This is a genomic window from Kribbella capetownensis (assembly GCF_004331485.1).
GTDB lineage: Bacteria > Actinomycetota > Actinomycetes > Propionibacteriales > Kribbellaceae > Kribbella > Kribbella capetownensis.
Map to the genome: position 1 here is coordinate 546,266 of NZ_SJKD01000005.1, position 16,233 is coordinate 562,498.

Sequence of the window (16,233 nt, forward strand, 5' to 3'; positions counted from 1 at the left end):
GTCCTCACTTTCACCAACGGATGACCGCCCTCCGTGGTTCACCCGCTACGGCACGAACGCTCGCTGTGAGCGACGGCGGAAGTCCCGGGGCGAGAGCTCATGGGCGGCGGTGAAGCAGCGGGTGAAGTACGACTGGCTGGTGAATCCGCAGCGGGCCGCGATCACGGCGACCGGATCGTTGGTTGCTGCGAGCAACGATGCGGCGTGCTCCAGGCGGAGATCGGCGACAAAGGCGGTCGGCGTACGCCCATAGGCCGACCGCATCGAGCGGGACAGGTGGGCCGGGCTGACACCGGACAGCTCGAGGAGCCGCGGTACCCCGCCGCGCAGATTTTCCTCGGCCCGCATCGACCGGCAGGCCTTCGACAGCCAGTCCGGTGCCGTGGGGCTGCCCGCCGGTGAGGCGAGCTCCTCCGGCGAGACGAGTGGCAGCAGGTCGATCCAGAAGCGCATCAGATCGTAGGCGCCGGGCTCGTCCTGGAAGCGGTCCAAGGCGTGTTCGAACACGGCGATCGCGGCGGGCGTGTGGAAGGCCACGGGTCCACGTGCCGTGGCCCAGCTCCCGGTCGGGTTGGTCCTGGTCAGGTCGAGGAAGCCCCGCCAGGCCGAACTCGGGAAGGCGACGTTCACGAACTCGAGCCCGTCAGGTGCCGCGCCGCGAACCGCGTGCTGATCCTGCGGCCGCACGAGTACGACGTCACCGGCCACAAGACCCTGCGTCCCTGTGGTCAACAGGTGCTCTCCGCTGCCGGACACCACGCCCATCAACTCGTGGAAGTCCGCATGGGTGTGCAGTTCGGTGTCACGCGCTCGCGCGGCGATCCGGACGCGGGCCGCGTGAAACGGCCGGCCGAACGCGTGCGACTCGAAGCGCAGCGCCTGATCCACATCAACACCCTACAAGTTCTCGTCAGCTTGCTGCTAGTAGCCGATGTCTCCAGACCGCAGCATGGAGACATGTTCGAAGACGACGGTTATGTGATCTTCCGCGATGTCATCGACCCGGCCCTGATCAAGGAAGTGAATGATCATGTCGAGTGGCTGCAGGCCCGGCACCCCGACGTACGGCCGGAACAACTCGGGCACGTGTACCTGCGCGACGACCCGTTCTGGGTGCGGTTGGTGAGTGACGACCGGCTGCTCGACATCGCGTCGCGGTTCGTCGGTCCCGATCTCGCCCTGTTCGCGTCGCACTACATCTCCAAGCCGCCGTACTCCGGTCAGCCGGTGCTGTGGCACCAGGACGCCGCGTTCTGGCCGCTCGACCCGATGAAGGTCGTGACGCTGTGGCTGGCGGTCGACCACTCCACACCCGAGAACGGCTGCGTCCGGGTGGTCCCGGGCAGCCACCGCTCGGGAGTGGCCGGGATGCGCGACAACACCGAGGTGGAGAGCGTTCTCGGCAAGGAGATCGCGGTCGAGGTCGACGAGTCGAAGGCAGTCGACATGGTGCTCGCGCCGGGTGACGTCGAGGTGCACCACCCCAACATCGTGCACGGCTCCAACGCGAACACCTCGCCGAACCGGCGGTGCGGGCTGACGATCCGCTACATCCCGACGTCGACGCGGATCACGGACCCGGAGGTGCCGTACCCGAGCGCCTTCCACCTGCGCGGCGAGCCGGGAGTCAACAGCTACCAGCCGCGGCCGAAGTACGTCGAGGGCACGCACTTCCCGTTCACCGGAAGCAGTGCGTGGGTCTGACACAGCGAGCGCCCGCCCCGGCCGGTGGCCGGGACGGGCACTGGACGTTCGCCTTACTCGAGGCAGATCCGGAACGGGTGCCCTGCGGGGTCGGCGTAGATCCGCCAGTCGCGACCGTTGCCGGCCGGTGGCGGGTCCAGGGGGTCGAGCGGTTCGGCCCCGAGGGCGACCACGGTGGCGTGGCCGCTGGACATGTCCTCGACGATGAGGTCGAGATGGAGATCCTGCGCGTCGGTGCCGGGCCAGGTGGCCGGCACGTACTGCTCCGAGCGGCGGAAGGCCAGCGTCGAGAAGCCCAGTGACGAACCGGGGCCGGTCAGGCTCCGCCAGTCGTCGTCACCGTTCTCGTCGATGTCCAGCCCCAGCAGCGCCGAGTAGAACTGGGCGAGCTCGAGTGGGTCCGGGCAATCCAGCACCACCGAGCCGAGCCGCCCGGCAGTACTGCCCGGCTGCTCTGCCACCTGCGTCATCTGTCCTCCAGCTTCTGTTCACCAACTGCCCGCCCCTGTCTGGGGCAGGACCGGCCAGGCCCGTCGTGGTCGGAAGGCCCGGCCGCCTACGATGACAGGTCCGACGGACACTTCGCATCTTTCGACACGCCTTCTTGACCCCTCAGCCGATCGCGGACAGTGAGCAGCCACCAGAACTACCGGCATAACTCCTAGACGGTGGTAGCGCGACGCCGTTCGGACAGCTTGCGGATCTTCACCCGGGTGCCGCAGTCGTCCATCGAGCACCAGCGGCGCGAGCCGTTCCGGCTCCGGTCGAGGAACAGCCAGCCGCACCCACCGTCGTCGATCGGGCAGGCGCGCAACTGCCGCAGTTCGACCGTCCGCAGCAACTCGACCGCGGCGGCCACCAGGCGGTCCGGGATCATCCGCGCCGGCGCCGTCCCCACGACGAGGTCGGCGACCGCGCCGGCACCGGGCACGAGCGCGGAACGGGCCGCTGCCGCCGCCCAGCGCAGCATCAACTGTTCGAACTCAGACCCCTGTGGCGGCGGGGAATCCGATAGCCTGGCAGCCAGCACGGAGTACGTCGCTTCGCGGATCTCGACCGTCGCACGCAAGGCCGACTCCCCCAGACCCGGTCTGCTCCCCCAGGCCGCGGAGACGGCACTGACTTCGTCGTCGGTCAGGATCTCGATCCGTCGGCTCCAGGCCAGCAACTCGGACGGACCGGACAGATGGTCCTGCCCGCCGGCCAACCGCGGCGAGACCGTGTTCACCAGGTCGAGGGCGGGATGGCCACCCACGATCCGGAACACCTCGGCCGAACTGTCGGTCATGGATGAGACGCTACCACCATAGATCCTTAGACCGGAATCACAGGTGAGGTCATGCCCATCACGTCACGCCGAGCGGGTGCCGCGCTACTCATGCTCGCCTTCGGGACGTTCTCGTTCGTCACGGTCGAGGTGCTGCCGATCGGCCTGCTCACGGTGATGGCCGACGACCTCGGCCGCTCCCGCTCGGACGTCGGCCTCCTCGTCACCGGGTACGCCGTGGTCGTGGTGCTGGCGTCGATACCGCTGACCCGGCTCACGCACCGGCTGCCCCGCCGGCTGGTCATCAGCGGCACGCTGGCCATCCTCGCACTGTCGGCCGGACTGGCGGCGCTGGCCCAGAGCTACGAGGTGCTGCTCGTCTCGCGGCTGTTCACCGCTCTCGCGCAGGCGTTGTTCTGATCCATCGTCGCGCCGATCGCGACCGGTCTGTTCCCACCTACGCATCGCGGTCGAGTGGTGGCCAGACTCGCCATCGGCACGGCACTGGCACCGGTGCTCGGTATCCCGCTGGGCACGTGGCTGGGCGAGCAGGCCGGCTGGCGGGTTCCGTTCGTGGTGATGGCGGTGCTCGGAGCGGCCACCTGTCTCGGGCTGACGGCCTTGCTGCCGCGGGTCGAGGTGCGTGACGGTGCCTCCAGCCGGGGCTGGGAGCCGGACGGCCGACGGTTCGCCGTACTCATCGTGACTGCTGCCATCGGGGTGACTGGGTTCCTGACGTTCAACACCTACGTCACGCCGTTCCTGCTGGACATCAGTGGCTTCTCGTCCGATGCGCTCGGTCCGATGCTGCTCGCCAGCGGACTGGGCGGGCTGACGGGCACACTGCTTGTCGGCCGGGTGATCGACCGGCGGCCGTGGGCGTCACTGGTGCTGCCGCTCGTGCTGTTGACCTGCGCGCTCGCTGGGCTCTACGCGCTCGGGGACCACAAGGTGGCCACGGTCATCCTCATCACTGCGACCGGTCTGGCCTTCAGCGCGACGCAGAGCCGGACGCTGCAGGTGGCGCCGGGCAGCACGGACATCGCCTCGGCGAGCACCAGCTCAGCCTTCAACGTCGGCATCGGCGCGGGAGCGTTCATCGGTGGCGGACTGATCGACGGTGCCGGCGTCCGCAGCGTGGCGCTGGTGGGCGCGATTCTGACCGCTGTGGCACTCGTGACGATGCTGGCCGAGCCGGTGCTGGCTCGGCGCCGGGTCCGGGTGGCAGAGTGCGAACATGACCGTCCTGAGCGACAGGTTTGTGAAGAGGCGGCATGACGCGCCCCACGGGTTCTTCGAGGTCGAGGCCGCCGGCCTGCGCTGGCTCGCCGTACCGGGCGGCGTACCTGTGGCCAAGCTGGTCGACGTCTCCAGCGACCACCTGAGCACGGTCCGGCTGGACCTGGTTGGGCCGACCGGCGCGGCCGCGGACGAGTTCGGTCGGCAGCTTGCGGTCACTCACGACGCCGGTGCGCGGCACTTCGGCGTACCGCCGGATGGGTGGGACGGGGACGGGTACATCGGCACGATCGGGTTGCCGCATGCGGTGGAGCCGCTGAAGTCGTGGGGTGAGTTCTACGCCAACCTCCGGCTCCGGCCGTACCTGCGGGCGGCGTACGACAGCGGCACGATCGACGGACACCAGCTGGAGGTGTTCGAGCTCGTCTGCAGGCGACTGACAGCCGGCGAGTACGACGACCCCTCGAGCCGCCGAGCCGGATCCACGGTGACCTCTGGTCGGGCAACGTCCTGTGGAGTGCGAACGGCGTACATCTGATCGACCCGGCCGCGCACGGCGGCCACCGCGAGACGGACCTGGCCATGCTCGGCCTCTTCGGCATGACACAGCTCGAGCGAGTCCTGCGCGCGTACGACGAGGTGCACCCGCTCGCGGACGGCTGGCGTGACCGGGTCGGACTGCACCGGCTGCACCCGTTGCTGACCCATGTGGTGATGTTCGGCGGGAGTTATGTCCCGCAGGCGATCGCCATGGCACACAAGTATGGATAAGACTCTTCCTAACTACTCCCCCGCGATCACCGGAGCCCACCCTGATTCCGCAGCCTGTCACCCAGAACCCCCTGCCCGACCAGACCTTCACGCTGCAGTCCACGGCGACTGTCGGCGTACTCAGCAGCGAGGAGGCCGCCACCTGGGTGGCTGACCAGCTCGCCGCCCAGCTCCGCCTGTCCACCGGCTTCCCCTTGCCCGTCGAGCCGGGCACCGGCACCATCACCCTCTCGACCGACGGGCCGAACTCGCTCGGTGCGGAGGGTTACGAGCTCCGCGTCGACAACTCGGCAGTGACGCTCACCGCGGCCACGGCCGAGGGCCTCTTCCGGGCCGTGACCACGCTCCGTCAGCTGCTCCCGGCCGCGGCGGATGCCGGCACGGAGCAGTCCGGTCCCTGGGAGATCGCCGGTACGACGATCGCCGACGCACCGCGCTACCCGTACCGCGGCGTCATGCTCGACGTGTCCCGGCACTTCCGCTCGGTCGCCGAGGTCAAGCGGTGCATCGACCTCGCGTCGCTCTACAAGCTCAACCGGCTCCACCTGCATCTGTCCGACGACCAGGGCTGGCGGATCCAGGTGGACTCCTGGCCGGAGCTGACCAAGCACGGAGCGAGCTCCGAGGTCGGTGGCGGCCCGGGCGGCCACTACACCAAGGCCGACTTCGCCGAGATCGTCCTGTACGCCGCCGAGCGGTTCGTCACCGTGGTCCCGGAGATCGACACCCCGGGCCACACCAACGCGGCGCTGACGTCGTACCCCGAGCTCAACGCCGACGGCGAGGCGACGGAGTACTTCACCGGCACCGAGGTCGGGTTCAGCTCGCTCGCGGTGCACAAGGACGTCACCTACGACTTCCTGGACGATGTGTTCCGGGAGGTGGCCGAGCAGACGCCGGGCGACGTCATCCACCTCGGTGGTGACGAGGCGCACTCGACTCCGCACTCGGACTACCTCACGTTCGTGCCGAAGGCGGCCGAATTGGTCGTCAAGCACGGCAAGCGGGTGATGGGCTGGCACGAGATCGCCGATGCCCCGCTGCCGGCCGGAAGCATCTTGCAGTACTGGGGTACCGACGACGACCGGTCGCGAGAGCTGACCCGTCAGGCGGCGGCCGGCGGCGCCGAGGTGGTGATGTCACCGGCCAACCGGGCGTACCTGGACATGAAGTACGACCAGGACACGCCGTACGGCCTCGACTGGGCCGGTCTGGTGAGCGTGGAGAAGGCCTATCGCTGGGACCCGGCGACGCTGATCCCGGACCTGCCCGAGAGCGCCGTGATCGGCGTGGAGGCTCCGCTGTGGTCGGAGACCTTCGACGACATGTCGAAGATCGAGTACATGGCGTTCCCGCGGCTGCCAGGCATCGCCGAGCTCGGGTGGTCGCCGGCGTCCGCGCTGGACTGGGAGTCGTACAGGGCACGCTTGGCCGGCCAGGCGGCGCGCTGGGACGTGCTGAACGTGAACTACTACCGCGCTCCTGAGGTCGACTGGAGCTAGCGCCCCAGGACGCGGTCCAGCAGCCACGCGGTGGTCTGGTCCACGTCCTGCTCGGCCACGGTGAGGTGCGTGGCGTCCGCTCCTGCGGCGTCACGCACCTCGAGCCGGTAGACGTACCGGTCCGGTTGCGGACGGCCAGAGCCGAGCTTGCCCTGGTCGAGCGCACGCACGGCATCCTCCAGCTTGCCGGCGTCCGGTTCGGCGCTCGTGTCGAGTTCACCGTGTGCCATCAGCCCGGCGAAACCGCCACTGCGGGTCACTTTGACGATCAAGAGTGCCTCCTCGGGGCACACCTTTGCGCGCCGCGCAACGAATGTCCAGAGCCGCGCGACACGCCGGGAAACCCGGTCAGGTTCGCGCGACCATCACCCGGCGTACCGGGTAAATGTCCTTCGTTGCCAGCGGCCAGGACCCGGCGCCGGCCGCGAATCAGCAGGTCGGCGCGGGATTCGGCGTACGCCGGGGTCACGGAGAAGGTGGATCGGTGCGCACACACAGCGTGGCGGGCGGCGACTATTAGCGACACGTGTTCGTGGTCACCCCTTCCACGCGGCCCCAGATCGGCTACAGTTATCGCGTTGCACTTTTGGACTCCCACTGACTTTCGCTGTGCTGCATGGCCGGTTCTGTCTTCTGGGGCCTTTCGGCGACACGTGGCTCATGAGGTGTGGGTCGCGGTTTGTTACAAGCCATCAAGGAGATAGACACAAATGGCTGTCGGTACTGTCAAGTGGTTCAACGCTGACAAGGGCTTCGGCTTCATCACCCCGGATGACGGTGGCGCGGACGTGTTCGCGCACTACTCGGCCATCCAGACCTCGGGCTTCCGCTCGCTGGACGAGAACCAGCGCGTCGAGTTCGAGATCACCCAGGGCCAGAAGGGCCTGCAGGCGGAGAACATCCGCCCGATCTGATCTCTGGATCAACCCTTCTCGAAACTGAAATGAAAGAGCCGCACACCATCCCGGTGTGCGGCTCTTTCGCCATCCCGGCGCCCTAGCGGTACTGGGGGATGATCTCGGCGGCAACCTGCTCCAGGACGTCCTCGCTGCCGGCGTAGACGCCTTCGGCGCGGGGCCAATGGGTGATGACGTCGGTGAAGCCCAACTCCCCCGCACGGCCGACGATGTCCTCGAACGCCGCCACGCTGGTCAGTGAGTAGCGAGCCGAGTCCAGGGCCAGGTAGCGGTCGAACGGTTTGCTCTCGAGTACGTCGTCCAGCCGATGGCTGAGGTCGACGACGGACGCGAACCACGTGTCGAAGTCGGGCGATTTCAGGCCGGTCGTCACCCAGCCGGTGCCGTACCTCGTGGCGAGCCGGAGCGACCGCGGGCCGTTCGCGGCCATGATGAACGGCACTCGTGGCTGCTGCACGCATCCCGGCAACGTCCTGCCGTTGCGGGTCTCGAAGTACTCGCCCAGGTAGTCGACGCCGTCGGTCGTCAGCAGCTTGTCGAGCAACTCGACGAACTCCGTGAGCCGGTCGACCTTCTCCCGGGCGGTCAGCTCCGGACCGCCCTGGATCGTCGCGTCGATGCCGCCGCCCGAGCCGATGCCGCACAGGAAGCGCCCGTCCGACACGTCGTCGAGGGCCAGGATGTCGCGGGTCAGCGCGAGCGGATGGCGGAAGTTCGGCGACGTCACGAACGTGCCCAGCCGGATCGTCGACGTCACCAGCGCCGCCGCGGTCAGCGTCGGCGTCGTGCCGTACCACGGCGAGTCCTGCAGGCCGCCCCAGGTCAGATGGTCGTAGGTCCAGACATGGTCGAAGCCGAGTTCCTCCGCTCGCCGCCATCGCGGCGCCGCGTCCTTCCACCGGTACTCCGGCAGGATCGTGATCCCGAATCGCATGCCCGCACCCTAGTACGCCCCGATGGCTGCGACTTCTGCTACCTCGCCGGGGTCGGGAACGTGGCCAGGGAACTCGTACCGATGCTGCCCAACCACACCTTCCCGTCCCGCTCGCGTACGCCGGTGGGCATGTGGAAGTTCGGGTGCTTGGCGCGGAGGTCGTGCACCAGCGTGCCGTTGTCGTCGTACGCCTGGATCTCGATGATGTCGGCGGCCTTGGGTTTGAGGGCTTCGGGCAACTGCCAGACGAGCTTGCGGAAAACAGGCGACTTCGGCAGCAGTAGGTCCAGGAGCGCGTTGCGCGGCGAGCCGATCGCCACCCAGATCAGGCCGTCCGAGCCGCGCGCGATGTTGTCGGGCAGCCCCGGAATCGCGGCCACCTGTACCGGGTCGGGCTCTGGATCGGTGAGGTCGAGCTTGAACAGTCCGTACGTCCCACTCTCGGCCCAGAAGAGCGTCCGGCGGTCACCGCTGAGCGCCACGCCGTTCGGGAACGATCGGCCGGTCGCCAATAGGGTGACCTGACCGTCCGGGGTCAGCCGATACACACTGCCCGTCGAGGAATGCTCGAGCAGGTCGGCCATCCACTCGTCGACGCCGAAGCGCGTCGACGAGTCGGTGAAGTAGATCGTGCCGTCCGGCATCACATCCGCGTTGTTGCAGAAGCGCATCGGCCGGCCGTCGATCTCGGCCAGCAGCGTCGCGATCCGGCCGTCCTTGTCCAGCGTCAGCAGGCCGCGGTTCGCATCGCAGATCAGCACCGTGCCGTCCGGCAACCACTCGAGCCCGAGCGGACGCCCACCGGTGTCCGCGACAGTGGTGATCGTCTTGCCGTCCGCGCTGACCCGCAGAATCCGCCCGTCGAGCAGACCGGTCAGCACACTCCCGTCGTCATCGATCAGCGTGTCCTCCGGCCCTTGCCCCGGCAACGCCACCGTCTCCACTTCAATGTTCTTCGGGTGACGAACCGCGGCGGCCTGCGGCGGCGTCCAACGAACCGGCGAGATCGAAGACTTCATGCCGCCGACCCTAACGCGTACGTCGCACTGCCTGTCAGTGGGTCAGCACGAAATGCGACAGCCCGGGCCGATTTGGGGATCGGTCCGGGCTGGGCGTTCGGGGGTCAGAAGATGACTTCGCCGCGGGCGCGGCGGGCGCGGAGTTTTTCGAGCGCCTCTTCGAGGATCTCGGCCGCCTCCTGCTCGCTGCGCCGTTCCTTCACGTACGCCAGGTGCGTCTTGTAGGGCTCGATCTTCGGCGGCGGGGGCGGGTTGTTCACATCGGTGCTGGTCGGCAGACCGCACCGCGGACAGTCCCACGCCTCCGGGATCGCTGCCTCGACGGCGAACACCGTCGCGGTCTCGTGCCCGTTCGCACAGAAGAACACGATGCGCTGCCGGGGCGCGGTGTCGCCGCGCTCCGCCTCGCCCATCGGGCCCGCACCGACCCGGCTGCCACGAATCGCACTACCACCACCAGCCACGGGAACCTACTCCCCCTCAGCCGAGCTTGTAGAGCAGGCCGAGCGCCACGATGGCAGCGAACCAGACCAGACCGATGCCGATCGTGATCCGGTCCAGGTTCCGCTCCGCGACCGATGAGCCGCCCAGGCTGGACGACACACCGCCACCGAACAGGTCGGACAGACCGCCACCGCGGCCTTTGTGCAGCAGCACGAGCAGCGTGAGGATCAGGCTGCAGATGATCACGACGATCGAGAAAGCGAGAATCACGAGGAGTAGCCTAACTGAAGGTCCAGGTAACGGCAGATTCCGGCGAACTCGTCGACCTGCAGGCTGGCACCGCCCACCAGGCAACCGTCCACGTCCGGTTGGGCCATGATGCCACCTACGCTGGCCATCTTCACCGATCCACCGTAAAGAATCCGTACCGAGTCGGCCACCGAGGGTGAGAACGTCTCCTCCAGCCGGCCCCGGATCCCCGCGATGACCTCCTGCGCGTCCTCCGGGGTGGCCACCTCGCCGGTGCCGATCGCCCAGACCGGCTCGTAGGCGATGACGAGCTTGCGAACGTCGTCCGCCTTCAGCCCGACCAGCGCGCCGTCGATCTGGTTGACGCAGTGCTCGACGTGACCGTCGGCCTGCCGGATCTCCAGACCCTCGCCCACACAGACGATCGGGATCAGCCCAGCCTCGAGCACCTTGGCTGCCTTGGCGTTCACCACCGCGTCGGTCTCGTGGTGGTATTGCCGGCGCTCGGAGTGCCCGGCCAGCACATAGGTGCAGCCGAGCTTGGACAGCATCGCCGCCGAGATCTCGCCGGTGTACGCGCCGGCGTCGTGCACCGACACGTCCTGGGCGCCATACTTGATCTTCATCCGGTCACCGTCGACCAGCGTCTGCACGCTGCGGATGTCGGTGAACGGCGGAAGCACCGCGACCTCCACCCGCTCGAAGTCGTGCTTCTTGTCCTGCAGCGTCCACGACAGCTTCTGCAGCAGGTGCACGGCCTCAACATGGTTGAGGTTCATCTTCCAGTTGCCCGCCATCAACGGCGTACGGGCAGCATCTGCCATCAGTGTCAGTCCTCTTCCAGTACTGCGAGGCCCGGGAGCTCCTTGCCCTCCAGGTACTCGAGCGACGCCCCACCACCGGTGGAGATGTGCCCGAACGCGTCGTCCGCGAAGCCTAGCTGGCGCACGGCCGCGGCGGAGTCACCGCCACCCACCACGCTCAGCCCGTCCACCTCGGTCAACGCCTGCGCGACGGCCTTGGTTCCACCCGCGAACGCCTCCATCTCGAAGACACCCATCGGGCCGTTCCAGAACACCGTCTTCGCCCCGGCGATCTCGGCGGCGAACGCCTTGGCGGAGTCCGGGCCGATGTCCAGGCCGAGCTGGTCGGCCGGGATCGCGTCCGCGGCCACGACGGTCGCCGGCGAATCCGCCTTGAACTCGGGCGCGACCACGATGTCGGTCGGCAGCACGATCTCGACGCCCTTGGCCTTCGCGGTCTCCAGGTAGCCCTTGACCGTGTCCAGCTGGTCGTCCTCGAGCAGGCTCTTGCCGACCTCGTGTCCCTGCGCCTTCAGGAACGTGAAGACCATGCCGCCGCCGATCAGCAGCTTGTCGGCCTTGGCCAGCAGGTTGTCGATCACCGCGAGCTTGTCCGACACCTTGGCGCCGCCGAGCACGACGACGTACGGGCGCTGCGGGCTCTCGGTCAGCTTCTTCAGTACGTCGACCTCTGCCAGCACCAGGCCACCCGCGGCATGCGGCAGCTGGCGCGCGACGTCGTACACACTGGCCTGCTTGCGGTGCACGACACCGAAGCCGTCGCTGACGAACACATCGGCCAGCGCGGCCAGCTCCTCGGCCAGCGCACCTCGCTGTGCCTCGTCCTTGCTCTCCTCGCGCGGGTCGTACCGCACGTTCTCGAGCAGCAGGACCTCGCCCTCGTCCAGCTCCTGGACGGCTTCCTGTGCGCTGTCACCGGTGACGTCGGCGGCGAAGTGCACGGTGATGCCCTCGGGCTGCAGCAACTCGCCGAGCCGCTTGGCCACCGGGGCCAGGGTGAACTTCGGGTCCGGCGTGCCCTTCGGGCGGCCGAGGTGCGCGGTCACGATCACCTTGGCGCCGGCCTTGGCCAGCTGGACCAGCGTCGGCAGCGACGCCCGGATCCGGCCGTCGTCGCCGATCGTCTCGCCGTCGATCGGCACGTTCAGGTCGGAGCGGACCAGCACCCGCAGGCCGGCCACGTCGCCCAGTTCCTCAATCGTCTTCACTGTCAGCTTCCTTCGAAGAAACGGCTAACGTCCGGAGAACCGTGGCGCGAAGCCACAGTTCTCCGGACGCAACGTGAACGGGACGCGTCAGAGCGAGGCGCCGACGTGGTTGACCAGGTCGACCAGGCGGTTCGAGTAGCCCCACTCGTTGTCGTACCAGCCGACGACCTTGACCTGGTTGCCGATCACCTTGGTCAGGCCGGCGTCGAAGATGCAGGACGCCGGGTCGGTGACGATGTCGGTCGAGACGATCTCGTCCTCGGTGTAGGTCAGGTAGCCCTTCAGGCTGCCCTCGGCGGCCGCGGCCTTGTAGGCCTCCTTGACCTCGTCCACGGTGACCTCACGGCCTACGGTGACGGTCAGGTCGGTGGCCGAACCGGTCGGGACCGGGACCCGCAGCGCGTAGCCGTCCAGCTTGCCCTTCAGCTCGGGCAGCACCAGGCCGATCGCCTTCGCGGCGCCGGTCGAGGTCGGGACGATGTTCAGCGCGGCGGCGCGGGCGCGGCGCAGGTCCTTGTGCGGGCCGTCCTGCAGGTTCTGGTCCTGGGTGTACGCGTGGATCGTGGTCATCAGACCCTTCTCGATCGTGAACGCGTCGTTCAGAACCTTGGCCAGCGGGGCGATGCAGTTGGTGGTGCAGGACGCGTTCGAGATCACGGTGTGCTTCTCGGCGTCGTAGAGGTCGTGGTTCACGCCCATCACCACGGTCAGGTCCTCGTTCTTCGCCGGGGCGGAGATGATGACCTTCTTGGCGCCGTTGTCAGCGTGCGTCTTGGCCTTGCCGGCGTCGGTGAAGAAGCCGGTCGACTCGATCACCACGTCGGCGCCGACGTCGGACCACTTGAGGTTCGCGGGGTCGCGCTCGGCGAACGCCTTGAAGCTCTTGCCGGCGACGGTGATGTCGTCGTCGGTGGCGGAGACCTCGCCCGGGAAGCGGCCCAGGATCGAGTCGTACTTCAGCAGGTGAGCGAGGGTCTGGTTGTCGGTCAAGTCATTGACGGCGACGACCTCGATGTCGGCACCGGACGCCTGCACGGCGCGGAAGAAGTTACGGCCGATCCGGCCGAAGCCGTTGATACCTACGCGTACGGTCACGGGACTGCGTCTCCTCAGAACTAGCTTTCGAGCACTGCCGCTTCACCCCGAACACTAGCCCAACAGCCCACTTGGCCAACTGGTAGCGTCCACAGCAGACCACCCCGCCCGCGACGTCCTGCCGAGCGAACCAGCGGCACGCAGAACGGCCCCGGAAACCATCCGGGGCCGCCAGGTGAAGACCAGTTGACTGCCTGGTATCTGGATCAGGCCGGGTCGAGCATCTCCGGCGTCAGGTTCGCCTCGGTGTTCGGGATGCCGAGGTCGGCGGCGCGCTTGTCCGCCATCGCCAGCAGGCGACGAATCCGGCCGGCGACCGCGTCCTTGGTGAGGGCCGGCTCGTGCAACTGACCGAGCTCCTCGAGACTCGCCTGCTTGTGCTCGAGCCGCAGCTTGCCCGCCACCTGCAGGTGATCGGGCACGTCGTCGCCCAGGATCTCCAGCGCCCGCTCGACACGTGCACCGGCCGCGACCGCGGCACGCGCGGAACGGCGCAGATTCGCGTCGTCGAAGTTGGCCAGCCGGTTCGCCGTCGCCCGGACCTCGCGACGCATCCGCCGCTCCTCCCACGCCAGCACCGACTCGTGCGCACCGAGCCGGGTCAGCAACGCACCGATCGCGTCGCCGTCGCGGATCACCACGCGGTCGACATTGCGTACTTCGCGAGCCTTCGAACCAATGCCGAGTCGCCGGGCAGCACCGACCAACGCGAGAGCGGCCTCGGGACCGGGGCAGGTCACCTCGAGCGAGGACGACCGGCCCGGCTCAGTCAGAGAGCCGTGTGCCAGGAAGGCACCACGCCAGGCGGCCACCGCGTCACAGGAGGCGCCGGAAACGACGGCCGGCGGAAGGCCGCGGACCGGACGGCCGCGGTTGTCGACCAGCCCGGTCTGGCGGGCCAGCGCATCACCGTCGCGAACCACGCGAACGACGTACTTCGTCTGCTTCCGGATTCCGGACGGGGAGATCACGACGACGTCCGACGGGTGGCCGAAGATCTCGGCGATGTCCTTGCGTAGCCGGCGGGCCGCGGCGCCGCTGTCCAGTTCGGCTTCGATGACGATCCGCCCGGAGACGAGGTGCAGACCGCCCGCGAACCGCAGCACGGAGGACACCTCGGCCTTGCGGCAACAGGGTTTTGTGACCTGAATACTGGTCAACTCGGACTTCACCTGTGCTGTCATCGCCATGAACGCCATCCTCCCACCGCTGTCAAAGACCCTCGGGGCTGCAACTCCAACGGCCACCCGGCCGATCTGTTACGGGCGGTGCAACCTTGCGAACAACTCGCCGCATTCCCTCATCGACACCTGTGAGGAGGCCGGATGAGACGACGCGACGAGGACGAGTTCACCGCGGTGACCATGCCCAGACTGCGCCGTACGGCGTACCTGATGTGTGGCGACTGGCATCGTGCCGAGGACGCCGCGCAGGACGCACTCGTGAGTGTGTACCGGCACCGTCTGCTCGTGGTGCGGGCACTCGCCGCGCTGCCGCCGAGCCAACGGGCCTGCGTCGTACTGCGGCACTACGCGGACCTGAGCCTCGCGCAGACCGCAAGGTCGGTCTCGACGACGCCGGCGTCACGCAGCGCGCGAACCTGTTGCAGGCAGGAGGCCCCTGGTCCGGGCCGGTGGCACCGGGCTGGACGGTCTTGCTGAAGACGGGCTCCGGCGACGACTTCACCGCGGTTCTCGCCTCCCCGAATCACCAGGACGGCATCGAGTGCGGGATCAAGACGTTCTCGGACGGAGGCAAGAGCCCGGCGTACGCGGCGTTCTCGCTCACCACGGACCTGTATCTCAAAGCCTTCCACGGCGGACGCAGCGGCGGTGAGGTCGCTCCGCAACTCCTGCTCCCGCCGGGCACGACCCGGCTCCTGGTCGACGTGTACGGCGAGCCCGGCCCCCGGGAGGCACTGCGCGGCAAGGACGGCTACTTCACGTTGGGATCGATGAACCTGAGGGAGTCCGACGGCTCCAAGCCCGGGATCTCCACCGTCAGGGCGTACGACGCCCACGGTCGGAAGGTCTATGAACACCAGCGCTTCTTCGATTCACTGCCGGCTCGCTGATCGTCAGGCGAAGATCTCCCGGTAGACCTTGGCGAGTTTGTCCGGAGCGTGGTGCAGCTGACGGTCGTCGTCGGCGATGTCGGCGATGACCAGGTCGGCGCCGAGGGATTCCGCCGTACGGCGAAGGGACGCCGGATCGGGCACGTGGCCTTCGTCGGCGAGGACGACGTCGATGCGGAGATCCGGTGCGTGCGCGGCCAGCACCTCGATGTGGGTCTCGGGCGAGAAGCCGTCGGTCTCGCCCTTCTGCTCCCCCAGGTTCAGCGTCAGCAGCCGGCGGGCGCTGGTCTGCTCGAGACCGCGGCACAACGCCGGGACCAGCAAGTTCGGGATCACTGAGGTGAACCACGAGCCCGGGCCGACCACTACCCAGTCGGCCTCGGCGATAGCGACCAGCGCCTCGGGACAAGCCGGTGGATCGGCCGGGTCGAGGGCGACATCGACGACCTGTCCCTCCGTCGTCGCGACCTCGGCCTGGCCGCGGATCTCGGTGATCTCCTCCGGATGGTCCGGAACCAGCCCGAGCACGCGCGCGGTGATGTCCAGCGGTACGGCGGACATCGGCAGGACGCGGCCTTGTGCGCCGAGCAGCCGGGCCACCCAGTCGAGTCCGTCGACTGCTTCGCCGAGCAACTCCCACAACGCGACGATCAGCAGATTGCCGACCGCGTGATCGTGCAGCTCACCGTTGCTACGGAACCTGTGCTGCAGTACGTCGGCCCACGTCCGGCCCCACTCGTCGTCGCGGCACAGAGCGGCCAGCGCCATCCGCAGATCACCGGGCGGCAGCACACCGAGCTCGCGACGCAACCGCCCCGACGAGCCGCCGTTGTCGGCGACGGTGACGACCGCGGTCAGCTGGTCGGTGACATGACGAAGTGCGGACAGAGAGGCTGCCAAACCATGCCCCCCACCCAGAGCGACGACCCGGGGAGCTGAGCGGGGGCCTGGGGGTCGCCCCCCAGACTGCACGCCGGAGCGGCCCG

Annotated in this window: 20 protein-coding genes and 1 pseudogene; 8 read left to right on the forward strand and 13 right to left on the reverse strand. The window is 68.2% G+C overall.

Annotation, left to right across the window (positions count from 1 at the left end):
* Positions 1 to 45 precede the first annotated feature (45 nt).
* Positions 46 to 888 carry a helix-turn-helix transcriptional regulator gene (locus E0H75_RS24230; RefSeq protein ID WP_131515914.1) on the reverse strand — a complete coding sequence of 281 codons (843 nt, stop codon included), beginning with the start codon at positions 886 to 888 and terminating at the stop codon, positions 46 to 48.
* Between the two features lie 69 nt (positions 889 to 957).
* Here E0H75_RS24230 and E0H75_RS24235 point away from each other — a divergent pair, with 69 nt between their 5' ends.
* The gene (locus tag E0H75_RS24235) at positions 958 to 1,704 is read left to right on the forward strand and encodes a phytanoyl-CoA dioxygenase family protein (protein ID WP_131515915.1); all 747 of its coding nucleotides are present in this window, start codon (positions 958 to 960) and stop codon (positions 1,702 to 1,704) included.
* Between the two features lie 53 nt (positions 1,705 to 1,757).
* On the opposite strand, the gene E0H75_RS24240 is transcribed toward E0H75_RS24235, so the two are convergent.
* A complete protein-coding gene (locus E0H75_RS24240; protein WP_131515916.1) occupies positions 1,758 to 2,174 on the reverse strand; it encodes a VOC family protein in 417 nt (138 codons plus the stop codon).
* Between the two features lie 191 nt (positions 2,175 to 2,365).
* Complete coding sequence (locus E0H75_RS44250; protein WP_131515917.1) at positions 2,366 to 2,992, reverse strand: CGNR zinc finger domain-containing protein; 627 nt, start codon at positions 2,990 to 2,992, stop codon at positions 2,366 to 2,368.
* 90 nt (positions 2,993 to 3,082) lie between these two features.
* Here E0H75_RS44250 and E0H75_RS24255 point away from each other — a divergent pair.
* The 4 genes and pseudogenes from E0H75_RS24255 (at position 3,083) to E0H75_RS24265 (ending at position 6,483) form a co-directional block, all read left to right on the forward strand.
* A pseudogene (locus E0H75_RS24255) lies at positions 3,083 to 4,249 on the forward strand (MFS transporter).
* A complete protein-coding gene (locus tag E0H75_RS24260; RefSeq protein WP_202873140.1) occupies positions 4,209 to 4,748 on the forward strand; it encodes a fructosamine kinase family protein in 540 nt (179 codons plus the stop codon). Before E0H75_RS24255 ends, E0H75_RS24260 begins: the two are co-directional and overlap by 41 nt.
* Entirely contained in the window at positions 4,637 to 4,981 is a 345-nt protein-coding gene (locus E0H75_RS44675; RefSeq protein ID WP_272948924.1) for a fructosamine kinase family protein, read from the forward strand. Before E0H75_RS24260 ends, E0H75_RS44675 begins: the two co-directional genes overlap by 112 nt.
* A 44-nt stretch (positions 4,982 to 5,025) precedes the next feature.
* Complete coding sequence (locus E0H75_RS24265) at positions 5,026 to 6,483, forward strand: beta-N-acetylhexosaminidase (RefSeq protein WP_272948925.1); 1,458 nt, start codon at positions 5,026 to 5,028, stop codon at positions 6,481 to 6,483.
* Here E0H75_RS24265 and E0H75_RS24270 read toward each other — a convergent pair.
* Positions 6,480 to 6,755 carry a protealysin inhibitor emfourin gene (locus E0H75_RS24270; RefSeq protein WP_131515921.1) on the reverse strand — a complete coding sequence of 92 codons (276 nt, stop codon included), beginning with the start codon at positions 6,753 to 6,755 and terminating at the stop codon, positions 6,480 to 6,482. The genes E0H75_RS24265 and E0H75_RS24270 overlap by 4 nt on opposite strands.
* A 438-nt stretch (positions 6,756 to 7,193) precedes the next feature.
* Here E0H75_RS24270 and E0H75_RS24275 point away from each other — a divergent pair, with 438 nt between their 5' ends.
* A complete protein-coding gene (locus E0H75_RS24275; protein WP_012921273.1) occupies positions 7,194 to 7,397 on the forward strand; it encodes a cold-shock protein in 204 nt (67 codons plus the stop codon).
* 82 nt (positions 7,398 to 7,479) lie between these two features.
* Here the strand turns inward: E0H75_RS24275 and E0H75_RS24280 are convergent, their stop codons facing one another.
* The 8 genes from E0H75_RS24280 to whiA form a co-directional block, all read right to left on the reverse strand.
* Positions 7,480 to 8,334, reverse strand: a complete 855-nt coding sequence (locus E0H75_RS24280; protein ID WP_131515922.1) for an LLM class flavin-dependent oxidoreductase — start codon at positions 8,332 to 8,334, stop codon at positions 7,480 to 7,482.
* A gap of 38 nt (positions 8,335 to 8,372) precedes the next feature.
* On the reverse strand, positions 8,373 to 9,353 hold the full coding sequence (locus tag E0H75_RS24285; RefSeq protein WP_131515923.1) for an SMP-30/gluconolactonase/LRE family protein: 981 nt from the start codon (positions 9,351 to 9,353) through the stop codon (positions 8,373 to 8,375).
* 104 nt (positions 9,354 to 9,457) lie between these two features.
* Positions 9,458 to 9,817, reverse strand: a complete 360-nt coding sequence (locus tag E0H75_RS24290) for an RNA polymerase-binding protein RbpA (RefSeq protein ID WP_131515924.1) — start codon at positions 9,815 to 9,817, stop codon at positions 9,458 to 9,460.
* A gap of 16 nt (positions 9,818 to 9,833) precedes the next feature.
* Positions 9,834 to 10,067 carry a preprotein translocase subunit SecG gene (gene secG, locus E0H75_RS24295; RefSeq protein WP_131356951.1) on the reverse strand — a complete coding sequence of 78 codons (234 nt, stop codon included), beginning with the start codon at positions 10,065 to 10,067 and terminating at the stop codon, positions 9,834 to 9,836.
* Positions 10,064 to 10,870, reverse strand: coding sequence for a triose-phosphate isomerase (gene tpiA / locus E0H75_RS24300; protein WP_131515925.1), 807 nt, complete (start codon positions 10,868 to 10,870; stop codon positions 10,064 to 10,066). Before tpiA ends, secG begins: the two co-directional genes overlap by 4 nt.
* Before the next feature lie 5 nt (positions 10,871 to 10,875).
* The gene (locus E0H75_RS24305) at positions 10,876 to 12,078 is read right to left on the reverse strand and encodes a phosphoglycerate kinase (protein WP_131515926.1); all 1,203 of its coding nucleotides are present in this window, start codon (positions 12,076 to 12,078) and stop codon (positions 10,876 to 10,878) included.
* 87 nt (positions 12,079 to 12,165) lie between these two features.
* On the reverse strand, positions 12,166 to 13,173 hold the full coding sequence (gene gap / locus E0H75_RS24310) for a type I glyceraldehyde-3-phosphate dehydrogenase (RefSeq protein ID WP_131515927.1): 1,008 nt from the start codon (positions 13,171 to 13,173) through the stop codon (positions 12,166 to 12,168).
* A 206-nt stretch (positions 13,174 to 13,379) separates the two neighbouring features.
* Positions 13,380 to 14,363, reverse strand: coding sequence for a DNA-binding protein WhiA (gene whiA / locus E0H75_RS24315; RefSeq protein ID WP_131515928.1), 984 nt, complete (start codon positions 14,361 to 14,363; stop codon positions 13,380 to 13,382).
* Positions 14,364 to 14,498: 135 nt separating this feature from the next.
* Between whiA and E0H75_RS24320 the strand changes: the two genes are divergently transcribed.
* Positions 14,499 to 14,834, forward strand: coding sequence for a sigma factor-like helix-turn-helix DNA-binding protein (locus tag E0H75_RS24320; RefSeq protein ID WP_131515929.1), 336 nt, complete (start codon positions 14,499 to 14,501; stop codon positions 14,832 to 14,834).
* Complete coding sequence (locus E0H75_RS24325) at positions 14,828 to 15,247, forward strand: hypothetical protein (protein WP_131515930.1); 420 nt, start codon at positions 14,828 to 14,830, stop codon at positions 15,245 to 15,247. The genes E0H75_RS24320 and E0H75_RS24325 overlap by 7 nt, the downstream gene beginning before the upstream one ends.
* Before the next feature lie 3 nt (positions 15,248 to 15,250).
* Here E0H75_RS24325 and E0H75_RS24330 read toward each other — a convergent pair whose 3' ends face one another.
* Complete coding sequence (locus tag E0H75_RS24330) at positions 15,251 to 16,219, reverse strand: gluconeogenesis factor YvcK family protein (RefSeq protein ID WP_131516078.1); 969 nt, start codon at positions 16,217 to 16,219, stop codon at positions 15,251 to 15,253.
* Positions 16,220 to 16,233: the final 14 nt, after the last annotated feature.

Bases quoted from the DNA above. Each gene is read 5' to 3' on its own strand.
- E0H75_RS24260 (WP_202873140.1), top strand. From the start codon at position 4,209: ATGACCGTCCTGAGCGACAGGTTTGTGAAGAGGCGGCATGACGCGCCC.
- E0H75_RS24235 (WP_131515915.1), top strand. From the start codon at position 958: ATGTTCGAAGACGACGGTTATGTGATCTTCCGCGATGTCATCGACCCG.
- whiA (WP_131515928.1), bottom strand. From the start codon at position 14,363: ATGGCGATGACAGCACAGGTGAAGTCCGAGTTGACCAGTATTCAGGTC.
- E0H75_RS24240 (WP_131515916.1), bottom strand. From the start codon at position 2,174: ATGACGCAGGTGGCAGAGCAGCCGGGCAGTACTGCCGGGCGGCTCGGC.
- E0H75_RS24280 (WP_131515922.1), bottom strand. From the start codon at position 8,334: ATGCGATTCGGGATCACGATCCTGCCGGAGTACCGGTGGAAGGACGCG.
- E0H75_RS24320 (WP_131515929.1), top strand. From the start codon at position 14,499: ATGAGACGACGCGACGAGGACGAGTTCACCGCGGTGACCATGCCCAGA.
- E0H75_RS24285 (WP_131515923.1), bottom strand. From the start codon at position 9,353: ATGAAGTCTTCGATCTCGCCGGTTCGTTGGACGCCGCCGCAGGCCGCC.
- tpiA (WP_131515925.1), bottom strand. From the start codon at position 10,870: ATGGCAGATGCTGCCCGTACGCCGTTGATGGCGGGCAACTGGAAGATG.
- E0H75_RS24275 (WP_012921273.1), top strand. From the start codon at position 7,194: ATGGCTGTCGGTACTGTCAAGTGGTTCAACGCTGACAAGGGCTTCGGC.
- E0H75_RS44250 (WP_131515917.1), bottom strand. From the start codon at position 2,992: ATGACCGACAGTTCGGCCGAGGTGTTCCGGATCGTGGGTGGCCATCCC.